The sequence below is a fragment of the Chitinophaga hostae genome, assembly GCF_018224885.1.
Lineage (GTDB): Bacteria > Bacteroidota > Bacteroidia > Chitinophagales > Chitinophagaceae > Chitinophaga > Chitinophaga hostae.
Genome location: NZ_JAGTXB010000003.1, coordinates 473,612 through 490,797, shown reverse-complemented (window position 1 = coordinate 490,797; position 17,186 = coordinate 473,612). Strand labels below are relative to the sequence as shown.

The following is a 17,186-nucleotide window of genomic DNA, read 5'->3' as shown; positions in this document are numbered from 1 at the left end:
ATTAATACAGAAATATTTAATAATTATATAATATTTCTGAAAAAAGAGTAAATCCCCACTGGTATTTATTTTCCGGTGGGGATTTACTTTTTAATAAAATTTATTATTTCATTTCTTTCAATAAAGTTTGAAAAATACCAGAATGTAATTATTTTACTGCTCCGTTTGACTTTTATAAATTCCATTATCTAATACGCTTATCTTATCCACCTGCCGGGGCAATGTCAACTCTGATATTGTCCTGGATAGCGTCTCCTTCGATGTTTAACGTTATTGAAACTGATCCTTTCCCTCAAAAAGCAGGTGGTTTTCTCTCTCTCTTCATTTTCATAATAACATTTCTTTAAGGCCAACCTCCTATTGTCACTGCTATACTGGCAAGATATTTGGAAATTTTGTCTGCAAGTGTGAGTTAAACTATGCACCGAAATCATTTGTTAAACCATAAAAATCCACTAACTATGTCTACAACGAAATTTTTAGCAGGCGCTATAGCCGGGTTGACAACCGGATTGGTAATCGGATTATTGACAGCACCGGATAGTGGCGACAGAACCCGCAAAAAAATCAAAAGCACCGCAGACGATTGGCGTCATAAAATCAACGGTTTGGTAGGAAAAGGAGGAGAGGATTTATCAGAGCTGAAAGAAGTATTTGAGCACGAAATCACAGGTTTACAGGATGATGTTCGTGAACGTGTATTGAAACTGATCAACAAGAGCCAGGGAACGTATAACCGGTTTAAAAGAGAAGCGCTTTCCTGAAAAGCATAAAGCATAAAGCCGAAAGCAAAAAGCTATCGAACCGAATGATTAATGCGAAAAATCATTTCCATTAAAATCATTCGCTTTGATAGCTTTTTGCATTCAGCCACATCAATTTTAATCTTCGCTGTATTAGCTTTAATCTTCGCTGCATCTAACTTTAATCTTGCATCTAACTTTAATCTTCGCTGCATTTAGCTAACAGCTAACAGCTAATGGCTAAAAGCTATTTCAATATTTCCCCGGTTTCCATATAGTTCTTAAACCGCTTGATATCTTTCACAATCATATTTTCAAATGCAGGATTCAGCAGCCAGGCCAGCCCGGATCCTACATACCCTGCTGGTGGCCGGTAGGTAATCATCACATCTATTTCGGTACCGCCGTTAAACGTGTCGCGGAAGGTTACCCTGCCTGCCGTTGCAATACTGGAGCCCGGTAACGACCGCCAGCCAAGAATTTCACCGGGTATCTCTTTTACAATCTCTGCATCCCATTCCAGCGTACCTATCCCCCCCGGACCTTTTACCATCCAGTGGGAATGAAACGGATCATTTTCCTCCACTGATTGCAGGTGCTTCATAAATACCGGCAGATTGTTCAGCTGCCGCCAGAAATAATAAACTTCTTCTTTGGGATTATCTATTGTGACAGAGGTTCTGATGTTAACGGAGGCGGTATGTCTGTCGGGTTTTCTTCTGCCAAGAAGACCATTGATCAGGTCATTACCGCTGATGCCCCGGTAAAGCAGGTAACCCGCTCCCAGCAGCTTAAAGAAACTTCCAACGGGCCTTTTGTCTACCTTACTGATAGCATCTCCCAGCAACCAGGCGCCGGTAAAAATAGATACGATTCTTCCTTCAGGCGTTACGTTAATAATGTTGGACCCTTCGTATAATGCCCCACCTTTGGGTTGTTCTCTTAAATGACCATTTTGTTGTTGTGTTAAGGAATTCATATATACAGTTTGGGGAACTAACAGCTAAAACCCTGCAATTTTATATTAAACCTAATAAAATATTGATATTTAGGTAGATAGATATGTGGTTTGTACATATCTCCTGTGGCGTATCCGGCACGGTGCGCAATTTTTTACACACTATCGGAAAGAAATCACTTTCCGGGAAAAGTGCGCATTATTGCCGGAAATGGCCCGTTTCCGCTCCTGCGGCAGGTGAATTATGTTCACTGCTGTTATTCGCCTTGCATTTCTCTGTACTATCTGTTATCTTAACCGCCCAAATAAACGAACGTATGAAAAAAGCACTGACCGCGTTATTGTTACTGGCTGGTCTCCACAGCTCCGCCCAAAAGGAAGTGGCCCCCAATAAATGGCTGAAACTCTTTAATGGCAAAGACCTCAAAGACTGGGATGTAAAAATAACCGGACATGACCTCAATGATAACTTTGGTAATACTTTCCGGGTCGATAGCGGTATGCTCAAAGTAAGTTATGACCACTACGACGATTTCAATGAGCAATACGGACATATTTTCTATAAAAAGAATTTCTCTGCTTACCTGGTGGTGGTAGAATATAAATTTACCGGGGAGCAGGTAAAAGGCGGTCCGGGCTGGGCTTACCGCAACAGCGGTATTATGCTGCATGGCCAAACGGCAGCCAGCATGACCAAAGATCAGAACTTCCCCATTTCACTGGAAGATCAGCTGCTGGGGGGCGATGGTAAAGATCCCCGTACCACCTCCAATTTGTGTACACCCGGTACCAACGTGGTCATGAATGGTAAACTCATCACGGATCATTGTATCAGTTCTACCTCGAAAACATATCATGGCGATGTTTGGGTGCATGCAGAGGCCCTGGTACTGCGTGATTCAGTGATTAAACATATTGTGGAAGGCGATACTGTAATCGTATATAACAAGCCACAGGTGGGCGGTGGCGCAGTATCCCACGGCCGCCCCGAACTGCTGAAAGAAGGACGCCTGCTCTCAGAAGGATCTATTTCTCTGCAGAGCGAAAGTCACCCGATAGCATTCAGAAAAGTGGAACTCTTCGATCTTTCTCCTTACATCAACGATCCTGTTAAGCTGAATAAAATCCTGCATTTGCTGCAGAACCGTCCTGGTGCAAAGAAGGGAAAATAATACTGCCATGATGCGGGCGAGGGGGCCTCGGTGGCCTGGGGCGTCTTGGCGGTACACAACTAACTGCCAACCATAATATCAATAAGGCCAGTACAGACAATGTGTTGTTTTTCATAATCACTTGTTTATGCTGATGAAAAAGGGTATACAAACGGATTGTTTTCCGGATGGATGATAATAAGACAAATCCGATACCATTTTTGGCCGCTTTAGGCTACCTTTGACCCCTCGAAAAAACAGCATGGAAAATTGTACCCTCTATACGCACGACACAGATATGAAGAAAGTGCTGACCCGCATACGGGCGCACTTTGGAGAACAGGCAGTAAAGGTAACAGGACGAGATCATCACTGGGAGCAGTTGACCATCACATCAGGAAAGAAGCTACTCCGTAAAGGCAATACACTCACTATCACCTGGCGTCAAAGGGCCATGCCCGGGTATCAACTGGTACGTAATGACGACCCTGTTATCATCAACCTGCTCGGCATGTATGCCTTTGTGCAACAGCTGCCGGCAGAAAACACCATGTTGCAGGAGCGTTTGCTGGCTAAAGTAGCTACTATCAACACAGAAGTGCTGCTCCTCGCTGAACCGTCCTTTAATGGTGATCTCAGAGCCGCTGTAATGGAGCTGGCCCAGGAACTAGATGGCATCTTCTTTTGTGAAAAGAATTTCATCTTTAATACAGATGTACAGGGATTCTGGGATAAAACAGGCGCACTGTTACTCGATGTAAACGGCCATTCCACCGCTACCAATCTTACTGTTAATATCGATGCTACTTATTTCGATCGCCAGGAAACACCCTCAGATACTGCCAACAACAGGAAGCAACGCAATATTCAGTTGCTGAAGGACATGAACGTGATCACCTCCGTAAACCTGCCCGTTATCAGCGATGAAAGTCAAACAACATTGCGGTCTGCCACAGCAGTAGCCAACCGGGTAGCCGTGCTGGCTGCTGTTAACACCGTGGCCTTTGGCTATCTCGACGGACCTGCTGTAATCAGCTACCTGCAACAGCATCGGCTCTGGGAGGAAACCACAGCCGCAGAAAAGGCATTCCTGCACGATCCACAGGAAGACCAGCGAACAAAGGAAACATGGAAATGTGAAGATATCTGGGTGCTGCTCTGGGCACTGAAAAAAGTGCCTTCCCTGGGAGAGATGGATGCGCTCTGCAACCTGGATATGGTACCGGAAGAAGCGTTTCCCTTCAAAGGCCCGGGCTCAAGCCCTGCCGCATTCCTGGCTGCTGCCACTGAAATACGCAACCCCACCGAAATCCTCGATGCCAACGATCTCTACTATCGCGCTAACTGGGCTTGCGTGGATGCCCGCATAAAAGGTGAAAAAGAACCGCTGCATCCCGGTATTGTATACGAAAGACATTATGCCCTGAACTGGCTGATTAACTATAGAAATCAGCCATGGGATGAGGTGAGAACGGATACATGAGGAACAGCTTTTAGCCATGAGCTGTTAGCTTTTAGCAAATGCAGCGAAGATTTTCTATGCCAGGAAAAACAAAACCCCTGATAATCTCCGCTGCAATTACTACCCGCTAAAACCCAAAAGCTTCGCGGATATACTTCACCGGCGCACTGCCATAGCTGAGGAACTTCTCATTAAAAGCTTTCAAACGGTAGTTCGCACCTTCCTGCTTTTTGTACAATTCGCGGAGGTCAATAATTTCCTTGTACCCGGTAAAATAGCTGGTCAGCTGTACGCTGCTGACGCTTACCCTTTTCCATTTGCCTTCTGCTTCTGCGGTTTGCTGGAATGCTTCTTTGGTCAACAAATGAATGGCATCTTCCTTACTCATATCTTTCACATGCACACTATAATCGAGTATGGTATTACATACTGTGCGCAGGTTCCATTTGTACCACATCAGCCACATTTCCGGGGCATCTTTGCCATAGCCGTTCTCCAGCATCATCTGTTCTGTGTATACCGCCCATCCTTCAATCATGGCGCCATTGCCCATGAGTGACTTAATGAGGCTGGGCGATTGGTTCGCATATACCAGCTGGGTGTAATGCCCGGGAATAGCTTCGTGTATATCCAGTATCTGCAGGATATACTGATTGTATTCACGCAGGTAACTTTCTGCTTTTTCTTTTGGCCATCCTTCCAGGCTGCCTACGTTGTAATAGGTATTCCCTCCTTTATCATAAGGACCGGGCGCACTGATGGAAGCACCTGCCACACCTGCCATGTAGGCGGGTTCTTTACGCACCACTAACGGCTTGGACGGATCGATGTACAACAGGTCTTTCTCTTTGATAAAAGCAATGAGTGCAGGCAGTTGCTTTTCAATGGCGGATTGAAATTCTTCCGGTTTCACATGTTGTACGGAAAGCGTGTCGATCATCCGGCCTACCAGTTCCAGGGAATCCGCAGGCATAGGGGTGTTGCCAAAATAGGTGGGCCACAGCTTACGGCTGATCTTTGTCATTTCGCCGTGTACATAGGCCTTGCGGGCTATCGCAGAATCATAGATCTGGCTGGCGGTAAAGCTGGATTGTATATTGAAATCAAATTTCTGATCGTACAGTTTTTTGCCTAAACGGAAACTGCGGGGATTGGCTGGCTTCAATGCTTTTAACCAGTTGGCGTAATCCCGGATAGCTTTGGCGCCGTTTTTTGCGCTCGCCAGCATGGCGCTTTGTTCTGCTGCGGGAATGCCGGTTTTTTTCAGTGAATCGGCAAAGTCTTTTTCAAAAACAGATACACCGCCATTGTTCTGGTCTATGGCAAGGGAGGTCAGCTCAGGAACGGGATCTTTGATTTGTTTTTTAGCCGCTTCGTAGTAAGCAGGAATGTATGGTAACCTGGCGGCAAAGCTGCGTAGCCTTGATTCCAGCGGTGCATAGTTTTCATTTAATATAAAAGCAAAAGTATTGCTTACGTTAAAGGAAGAAGGATCCCACTCATTGCTTTTCTCTTCATTGATGCCCCATTGAACTGAATGCAGGTAGTTCTGCATCAACTGGTAGTCAATGCTGTTAGCGTCGCTGAGCGCTTTTATATCAAAGGTCTTCAGGGAGTCCAGCTGCTGCTGCGCAAAGGTGAGTTTTGTTTGTGTAGCCGTGCTGTCCGGAACTACCAGCACCGAATCATACTTATGATAGCCAACACTGGTGGCCCAATCCGGGTTTACTTTCCACAGGGCGTCAATAAACCGTGCTTCATACTGGCTGAAAGCATTGTTCAGCGTACTGTCTGAACCGCTTTTTTTGCTGTCACTGCTGCCGTTGTTACAGGCTGCGAGGATAGCAACGGCGGTGGCGCAAAGAAATAGTTTTCTCATGGGAATAGATAATTGTTGTGTTGGTGTTAAATGTCTGTGTAATATACTATTAAATTATTTTCTTTATTTTTGCAGCTTATTGATTAAAACTGCAAACACTTGCGCCATGTAATCTCACAGGCATATTAACACATTCTTGCTGCCGCTCCCTTCCGGAGCCGGCCTGTGAAACTATTGTTTAATTTGAACCCCGATAACATGGCAATTTCTCAAAAATATGGCCGTACCTGGCATTATCCGTTTTCGCCGGGAACTACCAGCGATGACCGTATTCAGCATGAATACTGGCAGCAGCTGCAACAGATTCCTGTGCTGATCCATACGGAAAAACTGGACGGAGAAAATAACTGTCTTTCCCGTCATGGCGTGTTTGCGCGCTCTCATGCAGCGCCCACTACTTCACCGTGGACGGAAAGTATACGCCGCTACTGGCAAAGTATAAAGAATGACCTCGGTGATCTGGAAATTTTTCTGGAGAATTTATACGCGGTACATTCTATTGAATATAGAAACCTGGACCATCACTTCTATGTATTTGGTATCCGGGAGGGCGACCGGTGGCTGAGTTGGGAGGAAACGCATTTCTATGCGGCTATGCTGGATTTACCGGTGGTACCGGAAATAAAGCGTATAACGCCGCCGGCTACACGCGCGCTGTTTGAAGAAGACACCTTGTCGCTGGTCAGCGGCCGGGGCGCCTTTGAACCATATGATGTGCACACCGGGGCTCCTGCCACGATAGAGGGGATTGTATCCCGTAATGCAGCTTCCTATGCGGTAAGCGATTTTGCAGACAATGTGTTTAAATATGTCCGTAAAGGGCATGTGAAAACAGACCAGCACTGGACCCGTCACTGGCGCCGGGCTGGGTTAAACAACGAAGGAGGTAACTATGTGGCAGCTCAGTGAAAATAAGGACTGGAAGTGGCTGGAACATAACTTTGACTGGGTGCGGGTAATGCAGGAGGTACCCCAGGACCCGCGCCACCATGCTGAGGGTAACGTGGCTATACATACGCAGATGGTATTGTCGGCGCTTGTGCAACTCCCCGGTTACGTGGAGTTGTCGCCGGAAAACCAGGAGCTGCTATGGACGGCGGCCCTGCTGCACGACGTGGAAAAATACAGCACCACCGTCACCGAACCGGATGGCCGCATTACTTCTGCGGGTCATGCCCGTAAAGGAGAGGGAAGGGCCAGGCAGATCCTCTACCGGGATGTGCCGGCGCCTTTCGCCATACGGGAACAGATCGCCAAACTGGTGCGGTATCATGGCCTGCCACTTTGGGTGTTCGAAAAACCGGACCCGAAGAAAGCGGTGATCACCGCCAGTCTCGAAGTAAATACCCGGCTGCTGGCCTTGCTGGCCCGCGCGGACGCATTGGGCCGTATCTGTACCGATCAGGCCGACCTGCTGTACCGCCTTGATTGCTTTGAGGAACTGTGCCGGGAAAACGAGTGCTGGGGCCAGCCCCGCGCTTTTGCCACCCCGCAGGCGCGCATGCATTACCTGCATAGGTCCGGCACTTCGCCGGACTATGTGCCCTTCGGACAGCCGCAAACACCGGTGATCATGATGAGCGGCCTGCCGGGAGCCGGCAAGGATACCTATGTGCGGAAGCATTATGCGGATTTACCCGTCATCTCCCTGGATGATATCCGCCAGGAAATGAAAATAAAGCCAACAGATAAAAGCGGGAATGGTACTGTGATTCAGGCAGCAAAAGAACAGGCGAGGGAGTATCTGCGCAACAGGCAAACTTTTGTGTGGAACGCCACCAATATTACCCGGCAAATGAGAGAACAGCTGATCAGCCTTTTTACTACCTATGATGCTGCTGTAACGATTGTATATGTGGAAGTACCGGCGGCGAAGTTGTTACAGCAAAACCGGCAAAGGGAAGCGATTGTGCCACTGCCGGCAATGGAGCGGCTGATTGCTAAACTGGAAATACCGACAGAGATAGAAGCGCATCGGGTGGTGCTGTCTTGCCCGGGATTTTTTCTTGCCCAGGATTAAACTGATTATAATGATTTAAAGGATTTTTTTTTCTTTGATTTTAAAAGATTTGGCGAGACATAAGCGAATGTATCTCCCCAATCTTTTAAAATCAAATACAATCAAAGAAAAAAAATCCTTTAAATCATTATAATCAGTTTAATCCTGGGCAAGAAAAAAAAACCGGATAATCTAAAATTCATTCCTCCACATCATGCTCTCCACGGGCTTGATGGTGCGGCCATTATACTTGGCATTACCTTTTTTATTGTAAAAGGTTTCCACTTCTCCTTCTACTACGAAATAGATCAACTGGCCGATAGGCATCCCTGCGTATATGCGTACGGGTTGGGCGCAGGAAATTTCCAGGGTCCAGGTATTGCAAAAGCCTACATCCCCTTTACCGGCAGTAGCATGGATGTCGATGCCCAGACGTCCGGTGCTCGATTTGCCCTCCAGGAAAGGTACATGGGCATGCGTTTCGGTGTACTCTTCCGTTACTCCCAGGTACAGCGTACCAGGCTGTAAAACATATCCTTCTTCCGGTATTTCGAAATGATCGATTTCATTGTGTTGACGGGCGTCCAGTACACGGTCTTTGTAGGTAGCAAGGTATTTACCCAGGTGTACATCATAGGAATTGGTACCCAGGTATTTTCGGTCATAGGGAGCAATGACGATAGTGCCTTTTTCAATTTCCTCCAATATCCGTTTGTCTGACAAAATCATGCTTAGGTTCGTTTAATTTTAGTGAGCGGTATTTTGAATAAAGTAAAAAGCTGAAAGCAAAAAGCAAAAAGCCTTCTGCTGGTTTCATGAGCTGTTTTTTGCTTTCGGCTTTCAGCTTTATGCTTTCAGCTTCCCACAAAAGCTGTTTTTTCTGCTTTTTTGCTTTAATTTGGCAAGATATGCCATTAATACGAACGATACAAATTGATCCGGAAACGAGACTGGGTGTATGGAAGATAACAGAGACCGAAGACTTTTTCCGGGAGAAGGTAAACATCAGCCCGTCGATTCACCATCCGCATAAGCGCTTACAGCATTTTGCGGGCAGATACCTGTTACAGACGCTTTTCCCGGAATTTCCGTTGCATCAGATCACAGTGACCAATAGCCGGAAACCAGTGCTTGCATGTGACAGCCACCATTTTTCCATTTCGCATTGCGGCGACTATGCGGCTGCCATTGTGAGCACCAAAGCAGCAGTAGGCATAGATATTGAAGAGGTGAAGCAAAAAATAGAACAGGTATCGCATAAGTTCCTGGCCCCGGTAGAAAGATCGTTTATTGATCCTGCTCACGAATTGTCTCATAAAACGATCTGCTGGAGCGCTAAAGAAGCCATGTTTAAATGGTATGGCCATGGAAGTGTTGATTTTAAAGAGAATATGCGTTTACATCCCTTTGTTTATCAGCAGGCCGGTTTCATTACTGCCGATTTTAACAAACCGGATTCAAATACGCGGTTATATTTGCAATATATTATGGAAAATGACCTATGCCTGGCATGGACTCATCCTGCGTGAGGAAAGGACTTATTAAGCGCTGTTGCATTATTTATGAAGATATATTTACTCGGTTTTATGGGTGCCGGAAAATCCTATTGGGGTAAACAACTGGCGGATCACCTGGAACTTCCCTACTATGATCTGGATGAAGTGATTGTAGAAGCAGAAGAAATGGCGATTGCCGATATTTTTTCTACCAAAGGAGAAGATTATTTCCGGGAGAAGGAAAGTAAACTGCTCCGCGAACTGTCAGCACAGGAAAACTTCCTGATCTCCTGCGGGGGCGGTACACCCTGTTTCCAGGAAAATATGGATTTCATGAATGAACAGGGCATCACCATCTGGATTAATCCTTCGGTGGAAGCCATGGTGGAAAGATTGCAGCGTAAGAAATTCAAACGCCCGCTGATAGCAGACCTGGAAGATGAAGACCTGGCAGGGTTCGTGGAAAAGAAAATGGCGGAGCGCTTGCCCTTCTACCAGCAATCCAGGCACATAATTTCATCAGATAATATTTCATTGGATACCTTTACGCAAAATTTATAGCATGCATAAAAGTTTTTTAGTTTGGGCGGCGGTTTTTGGCGCACTGGCAGTCATTTTAGGTGCATTTGGTGCGCATAAACTGAAGGAACTCGTGCCCCCCGAAACCGTATCTACTTTTCAGACAGGCGTTACTTATCAGTTCTATCACGTTTTTGCTTTAATTGTTACCGGCATTCTCTTTGCTCACCTCCCGGGAAGCGCACTGGTATGGGCCGGCAGATGTTTTATTATCGGCATCATCTTATTTTCAGGCTCCCTGTATGCGCTGACCATGTTAAAAATGACGGGCAATGTAGGACTGAAAGGCCTTGGTATACTTACACCTATTGGAGGTGTATTCTTTATAGCCGGTTGGGTGAGCCTCCTGCTCGGCGTGTTAAAATTAAAAGCATAAGAGGAACTCGTATATGTATAGAGGATTTTGGGTGTTGCTGCTGGGAATGCTGACCGGTGCCTCAACAATGGCACAGGATAATACCGGTATTGCCGGCAAATGGTACGGTACCTTTAAACGCTACTATGGCGATAAATACCGCATGGTAGTCGAACTGGAAAAAGACGGCGCCGGGTATAAAGGCAACGTAGCATTTCCTGACCTGTCCGACAATGAAACGTTCGAACTGGAAACGGTCGTTTACCGGAAAGACACCCTGCTGTTACGTATCGACGGACTCAGATTTGCTTACACCGGCGTACGGGACCCCGTTACCCAACAGTTCATAGGCATCTCCAGCTTCGGCGACGAAGAAGCCCGGGTGGACCTCGGACGGAAAGAAATTACCAAAGCAGATCTTTATAAAAGGCCGCAGGAGCCCAAACCACCCTATCCGTACTACACCGAGGAAGTGAGGTTCAATAATATAAAAGACAGCGTTTCCATTGCCGGTACCTTTACCCGCCCTGCCGCAATGGGCAAATACCCTGTAGTGGTGATGATCAGCGGATCAGGACCCCAGAACAGGGACGGAGAAATGGCTGGTCATAAGTTGTTCCTTGTATTGGCCGATTATTTTGCCCGCAACGGCATTGCTTCATTGCGGTACGACGACAGGGGAGAAGGAAACTCCACCGGCGACTACGACAGCGCCACCGTCTACGATTTTGCACATGATGTGAGCACTGCCATGGGCTATCTGAAAAAAAGAAAGGATGTAGACCCGTTAAGCATTGGTTTGCTGGGGCACAGCGAAGGCGCAATAGTGGCGCAGATAGTGGCCGCTAACAACCAGGGTGTGGCGTTTGTAATATCCATGGCCGGTATCGGCGTGAACGGCCGCCAGTTGATCGATCAGCAAATGGCCATCCGGCAAAGCATGGCAGGGAGATCAGACAGCTTTATCCTGGCCGACCGGCAAAGAATGAAGGCCTACTGGGATGTACTGGCCGGCGATAGCGATATTGCGGTAATCAGACCCCAGGCAGAAACCATCATCCGCGAATTGTACCGCAGCTCCGACGAAATAGTGAAAAAAGAGATGACGGAAGACGAAATGGTACGCAACGCGCGTTTAAGCCCTGAAGCAATATCTATGCTGCGTTATAATCCATTAACGTATCTTAAGCAGATCAAATGTCCGTTTATGGCGATCAGTGGAACAAAAGATATACAGGTCGATGCCACTACGAATCTGAATGCAATTCAACGTGGATTAACCGAAAATGGAAATATGCTGGTAACAATCCGTAAGTTTGATGGATTAAACCATATGTTCCAACGTTGTAAAACATGTACAGCAAACGAATACGGAGAGCTGGAACAAACCATTGATCCACTGGTGCCGGAATTTATAGCACACTGGATTTTACAGTTGCCATAGTTCACCAGGTAGTTCCAAATAGCTTTTAGCGTTTATCTTTTAGCCTTTAGCTCATAATCTGCTAAAGACTAAAAGATAAAGGCTAAAAGCTAAACGCTAAAAGATAATTATGTCCAGGAATAAACTGAAAACAGAAAAACCGGAAAGCAAGAAACCCAAAGGCCCCTCACCAAATCCTGATGTGTTGAAGCAAGACAAGGAGCCCGAGGTAAAAGTAAAAGAGCTGGTGAAAGATGAACGTACCCACAAAGTGATGGGTGTGTTCTTCCTTTTGCTGTCTGTTTACTGTTTTATTGCTTTCACCTCCTATCTTTTTACCTGGGAAGATGACCAGGATAAAATATTCCATTATTCCACCCGGGAGCTGTTCTTCGGCGATGTTAAAGTAGATAACCTGCTGGGCCGCCTGGGCGCTTATGTATCCCATAACTTCTTTTTTTACGGAGTAGGTATTGCTGCCTACCTGTTCTGCTACTTCTTTTTTATTATCGGTATTAACTTCATCGTGGGTCGCCGGGTTTTCCGCGTGTGGCGCAACGTAAAGTATATTTTGTTTGGCCTGCTCTTTATCAGCATGGCGATGGCATTCGCAGTCGGCGGTGGGGATTTCCCCTGGGGTGGCGCTTTGGGCGACGCCCTGAATAAATGGACCACCGGCTTTGTAGGTAAAACCGGTACGGCACTCTTACTGCTGGTTGTCGGATTTTCCTGGCTGATCTGGAAGTTTAATTTCGATTTCAAATGGCCGGAAAAGAAAATAAAACCACCGAAACCCGTTCCTGCCGCAGCTCCTGCAGCGCCGGTAGCGCAGGCCACTGCTGCTGCCGCACCTGTAGCTGCCATCAAAGATGACCCGCGTAAAAACGGGCTGAAAGGTGACGGAGGGGTAATGGTGATCCCTCCTCACGAGGAAGAAGAAATAGATGAAGAAGACCTGCCACCCATGCAGTTGGTAGAAAGGGAAGATATTACCGTGATTCCATCTCACGCGCCATATATGCCGCCAGTCATGCCGGATGCAGCAGCACCCGCCGAAATAGAAGAGGATATAATGGAGGAGGAAGAAGAGGAAGAAGATCCGGGGCCATTGTTGTATATAGAAGAAACACCGGAACAACTGCCAACACCGGGTAACAAAAAGAAAAATGAACCACAGGAAGTGGCGTTTGAAATAAAACCTACTTTCCAGGATGAGGAAGACGAGATAGAGGAAATCCAGCCATCAAGACCCGTAGAACCGGTAGACCCATACGATCCTTCCCTGGATCTGAGGGATTATAAATTCCCAACATTGGATCTGCTGGAAAACCACAACGCCGACAAGGTGATTGTACAGGACACATCAGAACTGGAGAAGAACAAAAATCAGATCATCGATACCCTCAAAAACTATGACATCTCCATACAAAAAATAAGCGCTACAGTAGGTCCCACGGTTACCCTGTACGAAATAGTGCCGGCTGCCGGCGTACGTATTTCCCGTATCAAAAACCTGGAAGACGATATCGCCCTGAGTTTATCGGCACTGGGTATCCGTATTATTGCGCCCATTCCGGGCAAGGGTACCATTGGTATTGAGGTGCCCAATGTAAAGAAGACCATCGTATCACTCAAAAATATGCTGGCCTCGGAAAAATTCCAGTCCAGTACCATGGATCTGCCGATTGCTATTGGTAAAAAGATCGACAACGAAAACTTTATCGCCGACCTGGCCAAAATGCCTCACCTGCTGATGGCGGGTGCTACCGGCCAGGGTAAATCCGTTGGTATCAACACTTTGCTGGTATCGTTGCTGTATAAAAAGCATCCTTCCCAGCTGAAGTTTGTACTGGTGGATCCAAAGAAAGTGGAGCTCTCACTGTATAAGCTTATTGAGAAGCACTTCCTGGCCAAATTGCCAGGCGAGGACGACGCCATTATCACCGATACCAAAAAAGTAATCCATACCCTCAATGCCCTGTGTATTGAAATGGATTTACGTTACGACCTGCTCAAAGAAGCGGGTACCCGTAATATCCGCGAGTATAACGGGAAGTTCACCCAACGGCGTCTGAACCCGCTGAAAGGACATCGATACCTGCCATTCATTGTATTGGTAGTGGATGAGTTCGCCGATCTGATCATGACGGCAGGTAAAGAAGTGGAAATGCCGATTGCCCGCTTGGCCCAGCTGGCCCGTGCGGTGGGTATTCACCTCATTATTGCCACCCAACGCCCGTCCGTAAACATTATTACCGGTACCATCAAAGCCAACTTCCCGGCCCGCGTGGCCTTTAAGGTGTCTTCCAAAATAGATTCCCGTACCATCCTCGATATCGGCGGTGCTGAGCAGCTGATAGGACAGGGAGATATGCTGGTTTCCTTTAACGGGGAACTGGTACGTTTGCAGTGCGCCTTTGTGGATACACCGGAGGTGGAAAGCGTTGCGGAATTTATCGGTAACCAGAAAGGCTACCCCGACGCATTCCTGTTGCCGGAATACGTGGACGACAAAGATCCTGACGGCAAAGAACTGAGCATCGCCGACCGTGATCCTTTGTTTGAAGAGGCTGCGCAGGTAATTGTTACCACTCAACAGGGTTCTACCTCTTTGTTACAGCGCCGTATGAAACTGGGCTACAACCGCGCCGGCCGCCTCATGGATCAGCTGGAAGCAGCCAACATCGTAGGCCCCAATATGGGTAGCAAGGCAAGGGAAGTGCTGGTGAGAACGGAGAGTGAGCTGCAGGAAATCCTTAATAATTTGTTATAATATGTTAAGGGAATTGGAATTTATTACCCTTTTTCAGGAAATATGCTGAATTTTGCAGCCTTTAAAAGACCTACACAGCTTACCGGCATGGCATTTGTCTTTGCTGGTTAGCACAAACTAAAAAAAACTACGATGAAGAAATTTGTATTAACAGGAATGTTGTTGAGTGGTATCATTTTCAGCGGCATGGCACAATCTAAGGGAGCCTCCGACCCAAAGGCTAAAACCGTTCTGGATGGTGTTAGTAATAAATTCAAATCATTAAAAACAGTAGTAGCTAATTTTATATTGAAAGTAGAAGGCGCCAATAACAGCGTAACAGATTCCAAAAAAGGAACCGTTTACCTGAAAGGTGCTAAATATAAAGTGACGCTGCCCGGACAGGAAATCATCAGCGATAACAAAACTTCCTGGACATACGCCAAAGATGTAAATGAAGTAACCGTAAATAATGTGGATCAAAGCAGCGGCGCCATGACACCGGCCAAGCTGTTTACCAACTTCTATGATAAAGACTATCTGTACAAACTGGAAGCAGAAACAACAGAAAAAGGCAAAGTGTTACAGAATATAGAACTGACGCCAACAGATAAGTCCAAGAACGTATTTAAAGTGATCGTATCCGTAGACAAAAAGAGCCAGAGCATTGCAAAAATGAAGGTTTTTGAGAAAAACGGTAACCACTATACGTACGAAATCACCAACTTTACACCAAATACCAACCTGAGCGACGCCACTTTTACGTTTGACGCTAAGAAGTATCCCGGCGTAGAAGTAGTGGATTTAAGATAGCAGAAAGCACAAAGCTAAAAGCATAAAGCGACCGAAGCGAAGAAAATAGCGTAGTATTTAACTAAACTCGCGGTTTTCTTCGCTTCGGTCGCTTTATGCTTTTAGCTTTGCGCTTTCTGCTTATTTATTTACCTTTGGCAAGTTCAATTTAAAATTAAATAATATGGCATACGACGTAATCGTAATTGGTAGTGGGCCCGGCGGATATGTGGCTGCTATCCGCGCTTCTCAGCTGGGATTTAAAACTGCAATAGTGGAAAGAGAGAGCCTGGGAGGTATCTGTTTAAACTGGGGCTGTATTCCAACCAAAGCTTTATTAAAAACTGCACAGGTATTTGAATATACGCAGCATTCAAAAGACTATGGTATCACTGTAAGTGATGCGCAGGTTGACTTTGATGCGGTGATCAAACGTAGTCGCGGTGTTGCTGATAAAATGAGCAGGGGCGTTCAGTTCCTGATGAAGAAAAATAAGATTGATGTGATCATGGGCAATGGAAAGGTAAAGTCCAAAGGCCAGGTAGAAGTTACCGATAAAGACGGTAAAGCTACTGTATACGATGCAAAACACATCATTCTGGCTACAGGCGCCCGTTCACGCGAACTGCCAAACCTGAAAATTGATGGTAAAAATGTAATTGGTTACCGTGAGGCAATGGTGCTGCCAAAACAGCCTAAATCCATGATCGTGGTAGGTTCAGGTGCTATTGGCGTTGAATTCGCTTATTTCTACGCTACACTGGGAACTAAGGTAACTATCGTTGAGTTCCTCCCACGCATTGTGCCGGTAGAAGACGAAGATATCTCCAAAGAACTGGAAAAAATATACAAAAAGAAAGGTATCGAAATCATGACCAACGCTTCTGTTGAAGCAGTAGAAGCCGCTGGTAATGGTGTGAAAGCGAAAGTAAAAACGCAAACCGGCGAAATCACCCTGGAAGCAGATGTGGTACTGAGCGCGGTTGGTATTGCCGCTAATATCGAAAATATCGGCCTGGAAGGGTTAGGTATCAAAACCGATAAAGGTCGTGTACTGGTGGATAAATATTACCAAACCAACGTTCCCGGCGTTTACGCGATCGGCGACATGGTACCTGGTCAGGCCCTGGCACACGTTGCTTCCAAAGAAGCGATCGTTTGTGTGGAAGCCATCGGATACAACGAAAAGAAATATGCACATAAACCAGCAGCTATTGACTACATGAACATCCCGGGCTGTACTTATTGCGCTCCCGAAATTGCTTCTGTTGGTTATACTGAAAAGGCAGCAAAAGAAGCCGGTTATGAAGTGAAAGTGGGTAAATTCCCATTCTCTGCTTCCGGTAAAGCTTCTGCCGCCGGCGCTACAGAAGGTTTCGTAAAAGTGATCTTCGACGCTAAATACGGCGAATGGTTAGGTACTCACATGATCGGTGCCAACGTAACAGAAATCATCGCGGAAACAGTAGTAGCACGCAAACTGGAAACTACCTACCAGGAAGTACTGGATTCAATCCACCCGCACCCAACTATGAGCGAATCTGTAAAAGACGCTATAGAAGTTGCTTACGGAGAAGCGATCCACCTGTAGTCACAT

At 46.4% G+C, this 17,186-nt stretch carries 15 protein-coding genes; 12 read left to right on the top strand and 3 right to left on the bottom strand.

The window, feature by feature from the left end; genetic code table 11:
• The first annotated feature begins 461 nt into the window (after positions 1-461).
• Positions 462-764, top strand: coding sequence for a YtxH domain-containing protein (locus KE626_RS09130; protein WP_211972560.1), 303 nt, complete (start codon positions 462-464; stop codon positions 762-764).
• 226 nt (positions 765-990) lie between these two features.
• Here the strand turns inward: KE626_RS09130 and KE626_RS09125 are convergent, their stop codons facing one another.
• Entirely contained in the window at positions 991-1,722 is a 732-nt protein-coding gene (locus KE626_RS09125) for an SRPBCC family protein (protein WP_211972559.1), read from the bottom strand.
• 296 nt (positions 1,723-2,018) lie between these two features.
• Between KE626_RS09125 and KE626_RS09120 the strand changes: the two genes are divergently transcribed.
• Positions 2,019-2,873: a 3-keto-disaccharide hydrolase gene (locus KE626_RS09120; RefSeq protein WP_211972558.1), complete on the top strand. Its 855-nt coding sequence runs from the start codon at positions 2,019-2,021 to the stop codon at positions 2,871-2,873.
• A gap of 241 nt (positions 2,874-3,114) precedes the next feature.
• Entirely contained in the window at positions 3,115-4,335 is a 1,221-nt protein-coding gene (locus KE626_RS09115) for a DUF4272 domain-containing protein (RefSeq protein WP_211972557.1), read from the top strand.
• A gap of 106 nt (positions 4,336-4,441) precedes the next feature.
• On the opposite strand, the gene KE626_RS09110 is transcribed toward KE626_RS09115, so the two are convergent.
• The gene (locus tag KE626_RS09110) at positions 4,442-6,193 is read right to left on the bottom strand and encodes a DUF885 domain-containing protein (protein WP_211972556.1); all 1,752 of its coding nucleotides are present in this window, start codon (positions 6,191-6,193) and stop codon (positions 4,442-4,444) included.
• 198 nt (positions 6,194-6,391) lie between these two features.
• Here KE626_RS09110 and KE626_RS09105 point away from each other — a divergent pair, with 198 nt between their 5' ends.
• Both KE626_RS09105 and KE626_RS09100 read left to right on the top strand, forming a co-directional pair.
• Positions 6,392-7,102, top strand: coding sequence for an RNA ligase family protein (locus tag KE626_RS09105; protein ID WP_211972555.1), 711 nt, complete (start codon positions 6,392-6,394; stop codon positions 7,100-7,102).
• On the top strand, positions 7,086-8,213 hold the full coding sequence (locus KE626_RS09100; RefSeq protein WP_211972554.1) for an AAA family ATPase: 1,128 nt from the start codon (positions 7,086-7,088) through the stop codon (positions 8,211-8,213). The genes KE626_RS09105 and KE626_RS09100 overlap by 17 nt, the downstream gene beginning before the upstream one ends.
• 171 nt (positions 8,214-8,384) lie before the next feature.
• On the opposite strand, the gene dcd is transcribed toward KE626_RS09100, so the two are convergent.
• Positions 8,385-8,921: a dCTP deaminase gene (gene dcd / locus KE626_RS09095; RefSeq protein WP_211972553.1), complete on the bottom strand. Its 537-nt coding sequence runs from the start codon at positions 8,919-8,921 to the stop codon at positions 8,385-8,387.
• A 179-nt stretch (positions 8,922-9,100) separates the two neighbouring features.
• Between dcd and KE626_RS09090 the strand changes: the two genes are divergently transcribed.
• The 7 genes from KE626_RS09090 to lpdA all read left to right on the top strand — a co-directional run bounded on the left by KE626_RS09090 (position 9,101) and on the right by lpdA (position 17,180).
• A complete protein-coding gene (locus KE626_RS09090) occupies positions 9,101-9,721 on the top strand; it encodes a 4'-phosphopantetheinyl transferase family protein (RefSeq protein ID WP_211972552.1) in 621 nt (206 codons plus the stop codon).
• 33 nt (positions 9,722-9,754) lie between these two features.
• Positions 9,755-10,249: a shikimate kinase gene (locus KE626_RS09085; RefSeq protein ID WP_211972551.1), complete on the top strand. Its 495-nt coding sequence runs from the start codon at positions 9,755-9,757 to the stop codon at positions 10,247-10,249.
• 1 nt (position 10,250) lies between these two features.
• Complete coding sequence (locus KE626_RS09080) at positions 10,251-10,643, top strand: DUF423 domain-containing protein (protein ID WP_211972550.1); 393 nt, start codon at positions 10,251-10,253, stop codon at positions 10,641-10,643.
• A gap of 13 nt (positions 10,644-10,656) precedes the next feature.
• Positions 10,657-12,066 (top strand): alpha/beta hydrolase family protein, encoded by a 1,410-nt coding sequence (locus KE626_RS09075; RefSeq protein WP_211972549.1) that lies wholly within the window; start codon positions 10,657-10,659, stop codon positions 12,064-12,066.
• Between the two features lie 109 nt (positions 12,067-12,175).
• Positions 12,176-14,818, top strand: a complete 2,643-nt coding sequence (locus KE626_RS09070) for an FtsK/SpoIIIE family DNA translocase (RefSeq protein ID WP_211972548.1) — start codon at positions 12,176-12,178, stop codon at positions 14,816-14,818.
• 132 nt (positions 14,819-14,950) lie between these two features.
• Positions 14,951-15,610 (top strand): outer membrane lipoprotein periplasmic chaperone LolA1, encoded by a 660-nt coding sequence (gene lolA1 / locus KE626_RS09065; protein ID WP_211972547.1) that lies wholly within the window; start codon positions 14,951-14,953, stop codon positions 15,608-15,610.
• 163 nt (positions 15,611-15,773) lie between these two features.
• A complete protein-coding gene (gene lpdA, locus KE626_RS09060; protein WP_211972546.1) occupies positions 15,774-17,180 on the top strand; it encodes a dihydrolipoyl dehydrogenase in 1,407 nt (468 codons plus the stop codon).
• Positions 17,181-17,186: the final 6 nt, after the last annotated feature.